Source organism: Paenibacillus sp. DMB5, from assembly GCF_001517085.1.
GTDB lineage: Bacteria > Bacillota > Bacilli > Paenibacillales > Paenibacillaceae > Paenibacillus_AQ.
On the sequence record NZ_LRAC01000003.1, the window covers coordinates 12544 to 28919 of the forward strand.

A 16376-nucleotide genomic window follows, 5' to 3' on the forward strand; every position below is an offset into this window, starting at 1 on the left:
GCATGCGCTTGATCGGTAAAAGTGTACATATTACAGCGATGCTGCTGCTGATGATGTTGACGTTCGTCTCATTGTCAGCCTCCGGGGAAGGGCATTATGCTGCAAATAAAATAACAGAATGGCAGATGCAGTGGAACAAGAGCCTGGGCGATACAGGCCTTGAAGTCCCGGACGGGGATCAGGGAGCTTGGTTCAACAGCGGAACGGCCAATCCTGCAGGCGATCTTCCGGACGGGCTATCCTCCGCGTGGACCCGTATCCAGCTTCCGGCCTTTCACTATGTATCGCCTGCCGTTTACATCGAAAAGCTCTATGCCTTGCATATCAAGGTATTTGTAGAGGACCGGCTTGTGCTGGAGGGGGACCGCAGCTACATTAAGGACAACTATTCCCTGCTTGTACCGCTCAGGGGCGAGGATAACGGTAAAACCATGTATATCTGGACTTCGACGCTCCAGGACCGGATCGGAATCAAAGATTCAATCGTGATTGGCGAGCATAGCGAGCTGATCCGCAATTTTGTCAAAAACGGGCTCATTGATGTCATTCTCGGCGGCTCTTTTATTTTTGTGGCGCTGGTTCTGTTTATGTGCGGTTTTTTTCTGGACAGGGAGCATTTTTCGATTGCCGTGTCTTTATCCATTGTCATTGCGGCCACGGGTATATTGGCAATTACCTATTCGCCCTTTATTTATACGTTTTACAGTCAATACGGAGCGTTAAGTATCATCTTTCTGGATCTGGGGCTGCTGTCACTGCTGCCGGCGCTTACGTTTTTGTTTGAGAAAATATTCGGCAGCGGCCGCTTCGCCATCATCCGGCGGTTCCGCATTTTTCAGACGGCCTACTCCGCGTTCTGCATTCTGTGCCTGATCATTAATACACTGGCAGACAACCGCTTTGTGGAGTTCTATTATTTTGTCTCTACTACGGTAATCGGTTTTATTATGATTGCCCAGTTTGTCCTGCTCATTGCCTGTGTAATCTTCTTTTCGCTAAAAAAGAACAAGGACGCGATTACCTTTGCGATAGGCTTCGGTACAGCCGCCTTAACAGGGGTAGCCGAACTGGTCTGGTATTATATCAACAATGGTGACTACGATCTGTTCTACTGGAAATGGGCGCTGGTTGTGTTCATTCTTTCACTGATTGTCATTCTGGGCCGCAGGCTGGCTTTGAACCACCGGCAGGTAGTCAAATATTCAAGGGAGCTGGAGCTGTTCAATAACGAGCTGCAGCGTTCCGAAAAAATGGAAATCATCAGTGAGCTTGCAGCCTCAGTAGCTCATGAGGTGCGTAATCCGCTGCAGGTGACAAGAGGATTTCTGCAGCTTCTCAGTGAGAAGGCAAGCGGCAGTGAGGAACAGTATTTATCCATGGCGCTGAGTGAGCTGGACCGTGCAGCTAATATCATTACGGATTTTCTGACCTTTGCCAAACCTGAATTCGAGCAGATTTCGATACTGAATGTCAGGGAGGAGTTCAAGCATATCGAAAGCATTATGCTGCCGCTATGCCATCTGAACGGGGGTAAAATGCTCATGCAGGCCGGAGAAGGCTTGTGGGTCAAAGGCAACTCCTCCAAGTTCAAGCAGGCTTTTATCAATATTATCAAGAACAGCATTGAATCGCTCGGAGATGAAGGCACCATACAGATGATCGCTTACGGTGTCGGTGATTATGTGTATATTCATATTCAGGACGACGGAGAGGGAATGGACAGCGAGGTGCTGAACCGGCTTGGTGAGCCGTATTTCTCGAATAAAACGAAGGGAACGGGCCTTGGCCTTATGGTGACCTTCCGGATCATTGAAGCGATGGCGGGCGAAATCCGTTTTGAAAGCCAAAAAGGAGCCGGAACCGAATCCGTTACGACTTTGCCATTGGCAAAGCCTCCGGAAGGTTCAGGCTCCCTGTGAAGTCAGAGGCGTGATGTATGCTTACCAGGAACCGAGGGTTGTGACATCCGTTTTCATAACACCGGAGGACGGATTTGGAGGAATAACCAGATAGAACTCATTGGAGCCTTCCTCGACCGTTTTGAGTGTAATATGATCAGGCAGATTGATACCTAGTGCTTCTCTGAGAGCTTCTTTCGGATCGGTAAGCAGCTTAGCTTTGAAACCCGGATCTTCCCATGCCTTCTGAATCACTTGATTCTTAAAAATCGCCTCTGACACAATAATCACCCTTCCCCGAAATGGTAATATTACCCCGTAAGCATACCATAGCATTTTATTTGAATCTATGACTATTTTTGGTTGTTATCCGAATTAATGGGGCGCGGATTTTCATTCATATGCCTGGAAATCCAGTACTGTAACCCGCCTTGCTGCAGAAGTGCCTTTTCCGCTTCAATCGCTGCGGCAATCTGCCGGAGGTTGCCCGCAAGCATCTGATGGAATGCAGTGAGTCCGTGAATGCGGAAAACGCCCGAGGTCAGCCGTTCATGGTTGGCTGCTGCCGTTGCTGCATACTCCATAAGTCCGCCGGATGTATAGATAAATGCCCTTACTTCGTCCGGAGTAAGAACGGCTCTGTCATCCTGCGGGTGCAGGCGGTGGCGGACCAGAGACAACAGGCAGTTATAGCTGCCATCAGCCAGATCCTCTTCCCAGTCCTCATAATCGTCGAGCATCTGCAGGGTGATCAGCACTTCCTGCACTGCTTCTTCTGCAGCGGCAATAGAGGACTCCTTGCCGGCGAGCAGCAGGGCGGCTATGGCAGACAGCTTTAGAGGGGCTGCTTTGCCGGCAATCCGGCTCCGGTCGTTAAAGTAATAATCTCCTCCGATTTCTCCGCTGACGCTGTCTGACCACTCGAAGAGATAACGTTTGAAATGCGTCCAGAAGGGCGATTCTGCAGGGAAGAGCGGACGGTAAAGCTCCAGAAACTCCGCATACAGCAGATTCGCAAGCGGCAGCAGTTCTGCTGCAGAGCTGCGCCGGTTGTCCATCAGATCATCCTGCAGGAAGAAGTAGAGCATCAGAAGAACATTGCCTGAGGACATACTATGCGTCTGCCCTGCATCAAGCCCGTATTCACTGCGGAGCCAGAACGGGAGGAGATAGCAGATATAATTCTTTTTGCTGCGGGCCTCAAAGACATCGAACTGTTCAAGATAGGCCAGCCCGCGGGAGTCCAGCGGCTCCGGAAATCCGGAAATGATCGCCTTGCATTCCTGAAATACCGCCCGGAGCTCCTGTTCATAATCGTTAAGCCAATCCATAGGTTTGTCCCCTGTCACTATAAGGATTGTATGTAAATCATTAGCTGTAGGTTAATCTGATTGTATGCCGCAATAACGTCTTTTTCAATTAGAACTTGAGAGGGGGAATGAAGCTGGATGGAATGGTATACATTCGGGCAAATGCTGATGCAGATCCGCCTCGGGCAGAAGGCAGTCACACCTGACGGACGCACCGTAATCCGCACTTCCGGCGGACTGGTCTGGCAGGAGGGCAGGCTCGCCGGTGCTGTGGTTGAAATCAGGGATTACCTGTTCTCCGACATCTGGACGATAACCCGGGATGAAGAAAGCGGGCTGGAGGCCGCGGACCGGGAGACGCATGAACGCAGGGAGCGTGAAATGCTGGTGAACCAGTATGAGGAAGCGCGGCAGATGTTTCTTGAGAGAAGGAAAGACCCGGCAGAAGAAGCCGGGCCTTAAGCGGTTCTGCTTTTATTCAGATTGGGCTGCCGGACGCTCCGGAAGCGACTGCAGCAGGTCCTCATATTCACCTCTAAGCCGCAGCAGCCGGCTGACACTCTGCTCCAGTCCGCCGGGGCGGTTGCGGCGGATCCATAGCCCGCGGTAATCGTGAAGCAGCAGGTCAAGATCCTTGATCAGCCTGCGGATAACGGCCGGATCAAGGACATCCGGCTCTCCGGCCAGCTGCAGCTTGATCCGGGCCAGCTGCACGGCATGCTTCAGGAAATGGATGCCGTTCGCCAGCTCCTGCAGGACAAGCCCGGCATCACTGCAGCCGGGTGACAGCTCCTCCAGGCGGTTCTCTATGCCAAAGATATAGGCTTCAAGCTGGTCAAGCTGGACCGGGCTGAGCTTCCGGGCAATGCCCATGTTATCCAGCCGGCTGCGCAGCAGCATCGACAGCTCGGAATCATTTGGCCTCAGGGCGCCGGATTCCAGCTTGTAATAATTGCCTAGATCAAGCAGCAGTTGCCCGGTCTTATCCGAGCGGTCCCGGAAGACTGAGCGGTTCAGGTATCCGGCCACATCGGCATCCAGGTTGTTCCGGACATTCCAGGCCAGCGCGGCCCCGTATACGTATCCGGCATAGCTGACCGGCAGATGCTGCCAATGGCCGAAATCGCCCCAGTCGGTAATGAGATAGCCGATTGCACCGTTATCCTTGCCATGAACAGCCGCACTGCGCAGATTGGCCAGCATATTGTCGGTGCGGCCGGTTACGGAATTCCAGGAGCTTGTTCCCGGGCAGACATAGAACGGAATCTGCGCCTCACGGAACTTCAGGGTATCTGCTTCGAACGGATGCTCCGCACTGTAGCCCCATTCCATGGCAATGATATCCTTCGGAAGCTGCGGAATCAGCTCGGGGTGCTGGATAATGATATCGCCCCAGAACTGCATTTTTTTGCCCCGGGCAGTGACAAGTTTATGAATTTCAAGCAGGAATGACAGGTACAGCCGGCCTTTGCCTGCTGAATCGGCCAGTGCTTTGCTTTTGCCAAGTCCCAGTTCATAGGTTTCATCGCAGCCGACATTGAAATGGTCTGAAGTGAAGTAGGGCAGGAGATCATCGTACATGGTTTCCAGCAGCTTCAGGACTTCGGGGTTTCCTGTGTGGAAGGTTCCCGGCTGCATGAACAGGCCGTCCGGATACAGGTCGTGGTCGTACATATTATCAGGCAGCATGAAGCCTTCCGGAATTTCTGCCAGACGGTTGAATTCCGGGCGGGTCAGCCAGTGTTCCATATGGCCGAAGCTGTTCTGGTTCGGTACGAGCTCAATATACCGCTCGCGGCAGTAGGCATCCAGCAGCAGAATTTCGTCACCGGTTATAGGCGTCTCCAGCTCCCAGACCTGCGGAAAGGATTCATAGGCAAAGGGAGAACCTTCTATATATAACTGCAGCTGATTGAGTTTAAGGTCGGCCATCAGATCAATAATCTTATACAGGGTTTCCATCTTGGGGATCTTGTTACGGCTAATATCGAGCATCAGGCCGCGGGCGGCAAAGTCCGGCTGATCGCGGATGAACAGGCAGGGCAATTCCCTGCCGCATTGTTCCAGAATCTGCTGAAGTGTTGCAACGGCGTAGTAAGCGCCTTCCGGTGTACTGTACGTTACGGTAATGCCGTCTGCTGCAATTGTGATCTCGTAACCTTGCGCAGGGAGCAGGGGATTGCAGCAGAAGCTGGCTGCGGGCCGGACAGATGAGCGGATGCCGGCTGACAGGGGCAGGCTGAGCTGAAGAATTCGGCCGATTGCCTCTTGAAGCCTGCGGGCAGCGGGCAGAATGTCCCGGTTTTGTGATGCAGGGAGAATGATGCAGCTCTTTAGCGGAATACGGAATAGCCCTTCAGACATTGTAAGGGTCTGCGGACCGGGCAAAAGCTGCAGATTACAGGTTTCAGGCATAGCTTATACACCTCTTGTTCATGTAGAATATGTTCACCTGCAATAACGATACCATTCGGCAATTAAGGGAGGAATAGAGGGTATGCCCAAGATCATGGATTATATGATCAGCCCGTATCCTGTCAGAATTATTGACCCCAAGCTGGATGCTTCCATGCTCCGGCTGACAGCCATCCGGATCGGGCAGGCCGGACATCTGCCCGGAAGAACGCTGTTCCGCAGCGGGGTAGTGTTCGGGCATTGGGCGCTGGTCTATATTGCAGCGGGCTCCGGCAGTATATCCGAGAACGGGGGGCCCACGCAGCAGGTACGCGCGGGAAGCCTGTTCTTCTTCCGGCCGGGCTGCAGCTACAGCTTTGGTCCGCCCCCCGGCGGGAGCTGGGATGAATATTACATCAACTTTATGGGAAGCCGGGCGGATGAGTGGCTGGAAGGCGGGCTCATAGCAGACGGAAGTGTCTTTCAGACCGGCAGTCCGGAGGAGCTGGTCCCTTTCTTTGAGGAGGTTTTGAGCCTGATGGACGGGGGCGTTCCCGCCGATGCCGACCGGGCAGCTCTGCGGCTGGAGTCCACGCTGCTGGAATGCTCCTGCCTGTTTCCTGATCATCCGCGGTTCCGCCGGCAGGGGATAATGACGGACATACGCGGCGATCTGGAAGCCTGCATATATGAGCAGCCTGATCTGCCGGGGATTGCTGCGAAGCACCATATCTCCATGTCCACCCTGCGCAGGCTGGTCCGCAGCAGCAGCGGCTATCCGCTGCATGAATACATGCACAGGCTGAAAATGGCGGAAGCAAAGCATCTGCTGCTTAATACATCGCTGCAGGTCAAGGAAATTTCCGGCATGCTGCATTACAGCGACCCGTTTTATTTTTCGAGGCTGTTCAAGAAATATATGGGGCTCTCCCCGCAGCTCTGCCGCAGCAATGTCCAGTAGCAGAATTTTGTCGGATTATGCGGATTTATGTTGACACTCATAAAAACAGGATGCTATTATTTTAGATGATATTAGCCCTTTTTTAGTGCTTTTTGACTATGCGTTTGCCGGAGATGAAACCATGAGAGAGTTTTATTGCATTGCTTGCCGTAGTCTCCATAAGGTTGATGTTCGTAATAATCATACTATTCGAGTTCTCTCCACCGGCTATCATATCGTTGGGGAGCAGCGCTATCAGATTTGTATTTGTAATAATAAACAGCCGCAGCCGTCCTAGACCCGGAATCTGTCAAGCCGAGCCGCCCTGAATGCCCGTAACCAATAATGTTTCTGTAACAGCCTGTCCGCTTTGCGGACAGGCTCTTTTGCTTGCCGCAGCTCCTGCTGTTTGGCGGAATACGGCCGGTTAAGCAAAATCAAGCGGCGGAATGAGCAAAATCAAGGGCAAAAATGCCCTTGATTCCGGCCCAGGCGCCGGAAAGAGCGAAATCAAAGGCAAAAATGCCCTTGAATCCGGCTCACTTGGCGGAATGAGCAAATCAAGGGCAAAAATGCCCTTGATTCCGGCTCAAGCGGCGGAATGAGCGAAATCAAGGGCAAAAATGCCCTTGAATCCGGCCCGAGCGCCGGAAAGAGCGAAATCAAGGGCAAAAATGCCCTTGATTCCGGCTCCCTGAGATTTCCATTGCCAGGTATAAGGTGAGGGAATAAAAATATAATAAAATCATAAAAAAAATTAGGCCATAATGTTATTTTTTTGAAAAGAAAACGTTGTCACTAAACAGAGAAACTTGTTATTGTGATTTTTCTCATGTATGATGCTTTTAAACAAAGCTTTGATGAGCTCGCATTTTCCAAAAAAGGTGGAGAATAGGGTGGTGGGATGAAAATCAAAACAACCGCGGAAGACAGAATGATAGCATTTTACAGATACTTTTCTTTGTCCCTCACATCGCTGATGTACCTCCTGGACCATACGGGGCCTTCCGTCATTTATAAATCCCTATTAATTATCTCGCTTTTCTTAATCGCCCAAGTATTCGTAATGATTTACCGGAGGCTCCGGACCAGACCGCGGGTTCTTATGCTGGCAGTCAGCATAGAGATGGCCGGCGTTATTGCACTGACTTTACTGACCGGCGGGTTTGACAGTGTTTTTAAGCTCTACGTACTTAATCCTGTTCTGATTGCGGCAGGGTCGCTGTCCGTGTACTTCGGGTGGAGTTTGCTGCTGAGCTACATTGCTGTCTTAACCGGATTTTGTTATATGTTTGTGAACGCTGCGGGCAAATCTTTATCAGAAGCAGTACTTCAGAACGGCAACCTGTTTCTAGCCCTGGTTCTTGCGGTTATAGTTATGCAGATGGTTAACAGGATCAAGCGGCAGCGGGAAGAAGCGAACGCGCGGACCAACGAAACCATGGAGCATATCAAATCGCTCTATCACATCGTCGAAACCTCCAGCCAGCATGACTTCATGAACATCGGCCAGGTCATAACGGATTACGTGGTGAAGCTGACCAAACTGGATAAGGCCTTATTCTGGTTTGCCAAGAAGAGCGGTGAGCCCGCTCCGCAGAGCCGTCAGACCGGATGGCAGCATGAAGAAGAACGTTTTCTGTTCACAGAGCTGGAAAAGCATGAGCACGAGTGGAGGCTGCAGCGTGAGCCGGTGTTCAAAAGCATGCCGGGCCTCGGCGATTTTTTGCTGATGCCGGTGAGAATGAGCACCCGGTTTGTCGGTATGATCGGCGTGAAGCTGGAATCCTCAGAGGGACTTGAAGGGCGCAGATGGTATATTCAGCAGCTGATGTTCCTGTCAGAGCTGAGTGCCATTATTCTGGAACGGCATGAGCTGGGTGTCATTGAAAACCGGCTGATCATCACAAATGAGCAGAACCGGATTGCGGATGAAATGCATGACAGCGTATCGCAGAGCCTGTTCGGTATCGTATACGCAACCCATTCCCTGAAGCAGACCTGGCGCAAAATGTCCGACTCTGAGCTTGAAGAGCAGATTGACCTGATTCATGATTCGGCAACCAGGGTTGCCAAAGAGCTGCGGATTACGATTTACAGCCTCAGTTCCAAGAAGAGCGGCGGGCCAACCTGGCTGGGTATGGTCAGATCGCATCTGAAGAGCCTGTCGAGGCTCAATGATGTTGAAATTGAACTCAAAATAACGGGGGATGATTTCAGCCTCCCTTATCCTTACCACAAGGCGCTCTTCCGGATTATTTCCGAAGCGACAGGTAACGCCATACGTCATGGCGCAGCCAGCCGGGTGGATGTCGAGCTGTCTCTGAAGCCCAAATGGATCAGACTGTCCATTACAGATGATGGTATCGGTTTTGATACGGATCTTCTGTGGACTACGTCTGAAGATACCACCGGCGGGCTTGGCATGAAGAATATGCAATATCTGACTCAGTCGCTGGGCGGAGAATTCCACATCTCCAGCAGCGAGAATGCAGGAACAAGGATTTTGATTTCGATACCTGTCGGCGTGGCTGAATTAAAGAATGCATAAACTTTAGGCAGGAGGTCATTCAAGTGAATATCGTCATTGTTGATGATCACCCGTTGGTAAGAAGAGGATTGGCTGCGGTTATTTCCATGCAGCCCAATCTGCATTTTGCAGGCGAAGCAACGAATGGCCAGGAAGCTCTTCAGGTTATAGAAGAGACCCAGCCTGATCTTGTACTGATTGATTTGCGGCTGGCAGACGAGTCGGGGCTAGATGTAATCAAGACTGCCCGGGCGCGCGGACTCACCAGCAAATTTATTCTGCTTACCTCTTCGGCAAGCCGGGAGGATTTTCTCAAGGCGGAAGAGGTGCTGGTTGACGGATACGTGCTGAAGGAGGCTCTGCCGGAGGAGCTGCTGTTCGCGATCCAGCTGGTCTATAAGGGACGGAAGTATTATGATCCGGGCCTGATGGAAGACAAGATGCGGATGAGCGGCAGCAGTCCTACCGACGAATTGACACCCAAGGAGAAGGAAGTTCTGATCGAGCTCGGCCAGGGAGCGTGCAACAAGGATATTGCTTCGCGCCTGTTCATCAGCGAATTCACCGTCAAAAAGCATGTAAGCCAGATTCTGGCGAAGCTGCAGGTAGCCGACCGCACTCAGGCGGCGCTGTATGCCAATGCAGTTGGACTGACGAAATTTGAAATGTCCTATGATTAACAGCACTTTATAAAGCTTATACAGACGCAGAGCACGGACAGGATTGTCCGTGTTTTTTTGTGCAAATTTAAGAATGTTTTGTGTAAATGCAAGGATATTACAGAAAAACAGGACCCTCTTTCTTAAAGGGGGTTCTGTTTGCGTGCGTCTGAATTCTCATTAACTGACATAATATGTACGAAATTTTGGAGGTTCAGAGGATGAAATGACGGCTGCCGTAGACTTATCTTCCATTTGCCGGAAATGATTGCCCGGGGATATGGTACTAAAGTATACCATTCTGCCCCGCATAGGCACCAAATTCACTTACTCGAAAGTGAACATTAAAGTAATGGGAGGAGCCATGTGGCAACCCGTACAGATTGATAGAATAAGACACAAGATATCTGAAACTTTCATGAATGCTTTCAGAACGTAATGAATGCGGAAGGAGGGTTACTGTGGAAAAGACGATTTTGGATTACATTAACCTGATTAAGAAGAGGCTCTGGCTGATAACGATTTTTGTATTGATCTCCTGTGCTACTACCTTCTATGTCAGCAAGAACTTCGTTACACCCGTCTACTCCGCCTCCGGACAGCTGCTGGTCAACAATACCGCAAATGTACCCGAGAGCAACAATCTCAACAACCTGAACTTCAGCCTGAACATCATCGAGAGCTACAAGGAAATTATGAAGTCCCCCGCAATTCTGGGCAGTGTTGTGGCCGATCATCCCGAGTTTGGTCTCACGGAAGAACAGCTGGCCGCGAAGCTGCAGGTAAGATCCTCGGAGAAAAGCTCAGTGATCAATCTGAGTGTACAGGACGAAAGCTACAGCACGGCAGCCAACATTGTAAACGCGGTTTCGCAAAGCTTCATACGGAGCCTGCCGTCCCTTATGATGCTGGACAATGTTACCTTCCTGACCCCTGCTGATCCGGCTGATCTTCCAGCTCCATCTAACGGCGGCGTCGCCATGAACCTGATTATCAGCTTTGTTATTTCATTAATGGCTGCTATCGGTATCATCCTGCTGCTGGAAACGCTGAATGGAACGCTCCGCACCGAGAAGGAAGCGGAATTCGATGTCGGACTGCCGGTTATTGCCAGCATCCCGGTCATCCGTAAACGTGATCTTGGCAGTGCGGCAAACGCCAAAGCAAGAGTAGGGGAGGGTACTTATGTTACGGCTGAATAAAAGCTTGATTGCAGACTTGAATCCATCCTCGCATATCTCCGAATCCTTCCGCTCGCTCCGCACCTACATCCGCCAGCTTGGGCTGACCGGGGGAGACAGCGGCAAGGTGCTTCTCTTCACTTCTGCTGAAGGCGGGGAGGGGAAGACAACGGTGTTGTCCAATCTCGCTGTATCCTTTGTCCAGGACGGAAAGAAGGTAGCCGTTGTAGACTGCAACCTGCGCCATCCCGGACTGCATGCCGTGTTCGAGGTGGAAGGCAGTGAAGGACTGGCTGCCTACCTGAGCGGTCAGGAGGCTGCGAAGGATATTGCCGTATACGGCAATCTGGCCAACCTGGCCGTCATTCCGGCAGGCAAGACCCGAATCAGTCCGCCGGATCTCCTCGGCAACGACAAAATGGGCGCCTTGCTGGAGGAACTGAAGGGCAGCTTTGATCTGATCCTGCTCGACACCCCGCCGGCAGTGGAATACAGTGATGCCCGTATTCTGGCCCCGCTCTCCGATGGAGTGATCCTGGTGGCCAGACACGGCAAGACGAAACGCGAAGCGGTCCGTAAGCTGAAGGCGCTGCTTGAGCAAAGCGGGTCGAATATTCTCGGCATCGCCATGAATCAGACCCGGTAAAGTCCCAAGATTTACAATCCTACACATAACGATCAGGAGGTAAGTGCGATGATGAAAAAGGTAAAGAAGGTAATTATCCCTGCAGCTGGGTTAGGAACGCGCTTCCTTCCTGCGACAAAGGCCATGCCTAAGGAAATGCTTCCGATTATCAACAAGCCGACCATCCAGTATATCGTGGAAGAAGCCATTGCTTCCGGTATTGAAGACATTATCATCGTTACCGGTAAGGGCAAGCGGGCGATCGAGGATCACTTTGACAATGCGTTCGAGCTTGAATCCAGACTGCTGGAGGATGGAAAGCTGGAGCTGCTCAAAGAGGTTCAGCGTTCCTCTAAAGTGGAAATCCACTACATCCGCCAAAAAGAAGCTATGGGTCTGGGTCATGCCGTATGGTGCGCACGGCGCTTTATCGGAGACGAGCCTTTCGGCGTTATGCTCGGGGATGACATCGTAACAGGCAATACACCTTGCCTTAAACAACTGATTGACCAGTACGAGGAAACACAGAATTCGGTAATCGGGGTACAGGAAATTCCGGATGAATTCACCAACCGTTACGGGATTATCGAACCCGATCTGCAGGACGGACGCCTCTACCGGGTTAACAACTTTGTGGAAAAACCTCCTCTGGGTACAGCCCCATCCAATCTGGCAATCATGGGACGCTACGTCTTTACTCCAAAAATCTTTAAATACCTGGATCTGCAGGAAAAAGGCGCCGGAGGCGAAATCCAGCTGACCGATGCCATCCAGAAGCTGAACCAGAGCGAACGGGTATATGCCTATAACTTCGACGGAACCAGATATGATGTCGGTGAACGTCTCGGTTACATTCTGACTACACTGGAATTTGCCCTCCAGAGCGATGATCTTCGTTATCCGGTGATGGATGCAATGGCAGAATGGCTCAGCAAAGCCGGACAAACCACACTCAGCAGCTAAAAATATATTTAAACCTTTAGGAGGAATGAGGAGAAATGAGCATGCAAAAACTGCCGGAAGACTACGAGGCCGTCCTGCCGAAACTTTACATGCTGCATGCCAAAGAAGGAAGCAAAGGGATGGATTCCTATCTGGTAATGAAGCGGATCATTGATATTCTTTTCTCCGCACTTGGTCTTCTCGTACTGCTGCCGCTCTTTGCTCTTGTGGCTATCCTGATCAAGCTGGAGGATCCCAAAGGCAAGGTGTTCTTCCGGCAGACCAGAGTGGGCAAGGACGAAGTGCTGTTTCCAATGTATAAATTCAGATCTATGGTTTCCAATGCCGAGGAGCTGAAGGAAAGTCTTAAGGCTTACAACGAAGTGAGCGGGGCGATGTTCAAGATCAAAAATGACCCCCGCATCACCCGGATCGGAAAATTTCTGCGCAAGACGAGCATTGATGAACTGCCTCAGCTCTGGAACGTGCTGATGGGCCACATGAGTCTGGTCGGCCCCCGTCCTCCGCTCGTTGAAGAGGTGGCGCAGTATACGGATTACGACAAGCAGCGGCTGCTGGTTACGCCGGGCTGTACCGGATACTGGCAGGTTAACGCCAGAAACAGCGTCGGCTTTGACGAAATGGTACAGCTGGATCTGACTTATATCCATATCCGGAGCACGATGCTGGACCTGAAGATCATTTTCAAAACCGGACTGATGCTGCTCGGTTCCAAGGACGCTTATTAAAAATATGGGAATTGGGTGATTGCCGATGACTGAGTACGGAGACATCCCAAAGGTTTCCATTATTATCTGCACCTATAACAGGTCGGCCCTGCTGGTAAAAACCCTTCAGTCGCTGATCGGACTTGAGAATCTGCATCAGGCTGAAATCATTGTGGTGGATAATAATTCACCGGATGGTACGGCAGCGGCGATCAAGGGCTTCATCGGAAGTCATGGTACAGAAATGGATATCCGTTATCTTCTGGAGCCGGTACAGGGATTGTCGGCGGCCCGGAATACAGGAATTCTGGCTTCCAAATCGCAGATCATCGCCTTTCTCGACGATGATGCGATACCTTGCCGGAATTGGATTACAACTATAATCAGCACCTTTGAAGAAAGGCCGGAAGTCATGGCCATGGGCGGAAAGGTGGCCCCGATCTTCGAAAGCAAGCGCCCGGAATGGCTGATCAAGCCGTTTGAGCTGCCTTACACCATCGTTGATCTCGGAGGCAAGGTCAGAGAATATCCGAAGCGGCTGCATCCGTGCGGAGCCAATATGGCGATGCGCAAGCCGGCATTCGATATCAGCCTGTTCCCGCTGGATCTCGGTAGAAAGGGCGATTCCCTCATCTCCGGTGAGGAAACCTGGCTCTTCGGGCAGCTGCAGAGGCAGGGACACACCATCCTGTATCACCCGCAGATGGCCGTAGACCATTTCGTGGCAGCGGGGCGTCTGACCGAAGACTGGATTATGAAAAGGTATTACAGCCAGGGCATCTCCAACGCCATGAAAAGCGAAGGGCTAAAGGGTAATTTGCTGCTGCTGGGTACAACGGCCGCCAAAATCGTGTACGTCATGGCCGATTCGGTCTTTTCCAGAAGCCAGGGCAGAAAGCTGCTGAACAAGTGCCGGCTGGAAAGCATTCGGGGGACGCTTCATATGTTTTGGAACCGGAAAAGGGAATCTGCAGCGGGGTGAGGGAAGACAATGACTAATTTTGAGTGGGGCACCAAACTAAACGCTTTGCCATACGGAATGCTCTACCTCGTGTCCGCACTGTTTCTGGGGACCGCGGTCATTTACCAGCCGGTATTTGCGGTAGCGGCCGTACTCTTGATTATTTTACTGACTGTCTCCATCTCACGCCCAGATGTTATCAGTTATTTCGTACTGCTGACGACAGCGGTCTCGATCAACTTTTTGTTCAGCGGCAGCATGTTCGGTTTCGAAATCCTCTCGCTTTACAAGCTGGTAATCCTGATGCTGCTGGTACCCTGCATTCTGGTGAACGGACTGCGATTCAAGCTGAGTCCCCCCTTGTGGGCGATGTTCATTCTGGTGATTATCACCTTCGGCTTCTCCATCTGGCTGCCGGAGATGAGCTCTTCCATTGCTGTAAAAGCTTTTATCGGACTGTCGCTCCCCTTCGTGTTTCTCCTGATCAACTGGAAGAAGGAGGTAGCCGACAAGCAGATCCGTATTCTTGCGAGTCTGCCTGTAATCAGTGTAGGGATAGGGATACTGCTGCAGATAGCAGGCATGCATTCCCTCCTGTCCATTGAATTTACAGGAGCTGTACGGCTCCAGGGAGCAAACATTGCACCGCATCTGGCGATGCTGGCATTCATGGGCGTGGCGATCTGCTTCATAGAGATCAAGCGCAGCCCGCAGCATATCCGGCTTTTTTACACCTTGCTGGGCCTGAACTTTCTGATTCTTGTCGGAACAGGAACGAGAGGGCCGATGCTGGCACTCGTACCAATGGTTCTCTATTATTTCTACGACATCTCGCGCCAGTACTTAAAAGGCAAGTCACAGTACCTGTTCCTGCTTCTGGGCGGGGGGATCGTACTCTCCGGAGCTGTCTATCTTCAGCTGGATAATCTCAGAAAACGCTCCTTTGAGCGGACTACGGAGACGGGGATTGACCTGTCGGGCCGGACGGAAGCCTGGGAGTTTTTCCTGAACAAGGCAGCCGGATCGCCCTGGGCGGGCCGGGGACTTGGATCAGCCACCGTAGCCAATGACGGTACACTCTATTACGGGTTTGTTGTTCCGCATAATGAGTACATCCGGTTTTACTACGATGGAGGGTACATCGGCGCCATCCTGCTAATGCTTTCTTTACTGGCTGTGTTTCTTGTGGTTTACAGAGCTTTGGCGCCGCGGGTCAGACCTTATTACGCACTCCTGATTGCAGCGTTTCTAGTATATTCCTTTTCAGATAACACGCTGTCGACGGTCCAATTCATTATTCCGTTCTGTTGGTACCTGAACTGCCTGTATCGATCTTCACAGCCAACCGATTCCCCACAAAAAGAAGTGATACGATGAATCAAGTGAATATGTTCGATGTTAACTTTAATAACTATGACTTCATGGACTTGCTTGATTACATCGACAAAACGATTCAGGAAAGGAACCAGTCCTACATCCTGACCTGCAATGTCGATCATGTAATCAAGCTGCGTAAGGACAAAGAGTTCCAGGCCGTTTATTCAGAGGCGGGCGCAGTCGTCGCAGACGGGATGCCGCTGATCTGGGCTTCAAAGATGCTTGGCAAGCCGCTCAAGCAGAAGGTATCCGGTTCGGATCTCTTCAGCCGTCTGGGCAACGCCTTCGAGCAAAGGAAGTACCGGCTGTTCTTCCTCGGCTCGGCGGAAGGCGTACCGGAAAAGGCGACAATGAATTTAAAAGCGGCTTATCCCGGCATCAATGTTGTCGGCTGCTACTCTCCCTCCTACGGCTTTGAGCATAACGAGGAGGAGAACCGGCACATCATCAAGATGCTGACGGACAGCCAGCCGGACATTGTATTCGTCGGAGTGGGCGCGCCGAAGCAGGAGAAATGGATTTACCGCCATTACACCTCTTACCAGGCTCCGATTTCGATCGGCGTCGGCGCAACCTTTGATTTCCTCTCCGGTTCCGTGAAGCGGGCGCCGGACTTTATGCAGAAGACAGGGCTTGAATGGTTCTGGCGGCTAAGCCAGGAGCCGGGAAGGCTCTGGAAGAGATATCTTGTAGACGATGCCCAATTCCTGGTTCTGCTGCTCAAGGAGCTGCGCAAGAAAGACCGGGTAAAGGGCAGAAGCCTTGAATAATTACAGTTGCCGGCAGGAGGTGGGGAACGAAGATGACGGAGCAGAATGAGAGCAGTATATC

The 16376-nt window shown here is 51.5% G+C and carries 16 protein-coding genes; 13 read left to right on the plus strand and 3 right to left on the minus strand.

Features of this window, described 5'->3' with window-relative positions:
• The first annotated feature begins 2 nt into the window (after positions 1-2).
• A complete protein-coding gene (locus tag AWJ19_RS00560; protein ID WP_068720633.1) occupies positions 3-1919 on the plus strand; it encodes a HAMP domain-containing sensor histidine kinase in 1917 nt (638 codons plus the stop codon).
• Between the two features lie 21 nt (positions 1920-1940).
• On the opposite strand, the gene AWJ19_RS00565 is transcribed toward AWJ19_RS00560, so the two are convergent.
• Positions 1941-2183: an NHLP leader peptide family RiPP precursor gene (locus AWJ19_RS00565; protein WP_068720800.1), complete on the minus strand. Its 243-nt coding sequence runs from the start codon at positions 2181-2183 to the stop codon at positions 1941-1943.
• A 68-nt stretch (positions 2184-2251) separates the two neighbouring features.
• Positions 2252-3229: a hypothetical protein gene (locus tag AWJ19_RS00570; RefSeq protein ID WP_068720634.1), complete on the minus strand. Its 978-nt coding sequence runs from the start codon at positions 3227-3229 to the stop codon at positions 2252-2254.
• Between the two features lie 117 nt (positions 3230-3346).
• Here AWJ19_RS00570 and AWJ19_RS00575 point away from each other — a divergent pair, with 117 nt between their 5' ends.
• Positions 3347-3670, plus strand: coding sequence for a hypothetical protein (locus tag AWJ19_RS00575; protein ID WP_068720636.1), 324 nt, complete (start codon positions 3347-3349; stop codon positions 3668-3670).
• 12 nt (positions 3671-3682) lie between these two features.
• Here AWJ19_RS00575 and AWJ19_RS00580 read toward each other — a convergent pair whose 3' ends face one another.
• Positions 3683-5623, minus strand: a complete 1941-nt coding sequence (locus AWJ19_RS00580) for a family 20 glycosylhydrolase (RefSeq protein ID WP_068720638.1) — start codon at positions 5621-5623, stop codon at positions 3683-3685.
• An 82-nt stretch (positions 5624-5705) separates the two neighbouring features.
• Between AWJ19_RS00580 and AWJ19_RS00585 the strand changes: the two genes are divergently transcribed.
• From AWJ19_RS00585 to AWJ19_RS00630, 11 genes are all read left to right on the plus strand, one after another.
• Entirely contained in the window at positions 5706-6563 is an 858-nt protein-coding gene (locus AWJ19_RS00585) for an AraC family transcriptional regulator (RefSeq protein WP_068720640.1), read from the plus strand.
• A gap of 428 nt (positions 6564-6991) precedes the next feature.
• Positions 6992-7147 (plus strand): hypothetical protein, encoded by a 156-nt coding sequence (locus AWJ19_RS35010; RefSeq protein ID WP_157889911.1) that lies wholly within the window; start codon positions 6992-6994, stop codon positions 7145-7147.
• Between the two features lie 500 nt (positions 7148-7647).
• Positions 7648-9093: an ATP-binding protein gene (locus tag AWJ19_RS00590; protein WP_241781543.1), complete on the plus strand. Its 1446-nt coding sequence runs from the start codon at positions 7648-7650 to the stop codon at positions 9091-9093.
• A gap of 23 nt (positions 9094-9116) precedes the next feature.
• On the plus strand, positions 9117-9752 hold the full coding sequence (locus tag AWJ19_RS00595) for a response regulator transcription factor (protein ID WP_068720646.1): 636 nt from the start codon (positions 9117-9119) through the stop codon (positions 9750-9752).
• A gap of 440 nt (positions 9753-10192) precedes the next feature.
• On the plus strand, positions 10193-10933 hold the full coding sequence (locus tag AWJ19_RS00600) for a Wzz/FepE/Etk N-terminal domain-containing protein (RefSeq protein WP_068720648.1): 741 nt from the start codon (positions 10193-10195) through the stop codon (positions 10931-10933).
• Positions 10917-11558 (plus strand): CpsD/CapB family tyrosine-protein kinase, encoded by a 642-nt coding sequence (locus AWJ19_RS00605; protein ID WP_068720650.1) that lies wholly within the window; start codon positions 10917-10919, stop codon positions 11556-11558. Before AWJ19_RS00600 ends, AWJ19_RS00605 begins: the two co-directional genes overlap by 17 nt.
• A gap of 48 nt (positions 11559-11606) precedes the next feature.
• Positions 11607-12500, plus strand: a complete 894-nt coding sequence (gene galU, locus AWJ19_RS00610; RefSeq protein ID WP_082707628.1) for a UTP--glucose-1-phosphate uridylyltransferase GalU — start codon at positions 11607-11609, stop codon at positions 12498-12500.
• A 35-nt stretch (positions 12501-12535) separates the two neighbouring features.
• Positions 12536-13228, plus strand: a complete 693-nt coding sequence (locus AWJ19_RS00615) for a sugar transferase (protein WP_068720652.1) — start codon at positions 12536-12538, stop codon at positions 13226-13228.
• A 25-nt stretch (positions 13229-13253) separates the two neighbouring features.
• A complete protein-coding gene (locus AWJ19_RS00620; RefSeq protein ID WP_068720654.1) occupies positions 13254-14189 on the plus strand; it encodes a glycosyltransferase in 936 nt (311 codons plus the stop codon).
• 9 nt (positions 14190-14198) lie between these two features.
• A complete protein-coding gene (locus AWJ19_RS00625; protein ID WP_068720656.1) occupies positions 14199-15545 on the plus strand; it encodes an O-antigen ligase family protein in 1347 nt (448 codons plus the stop codon).
• Positions 15542-16315, plus strand: a complete 774-nt coding sequence (locus AWJ19_RS00630) for a WecB/TagA/CpsF family glycosyltransferase (RefSeq protein WP_068720658.1) — start codon at positions 15542-15544, stop codon at positions 16313-16315. Before AWJ19_RS00625 ends, AWJ19_RS00630 begins: the two co-directional genes overlap by 4 nt.
• Positions 16316-16376 lie beyond the last annotated feature (61 nt).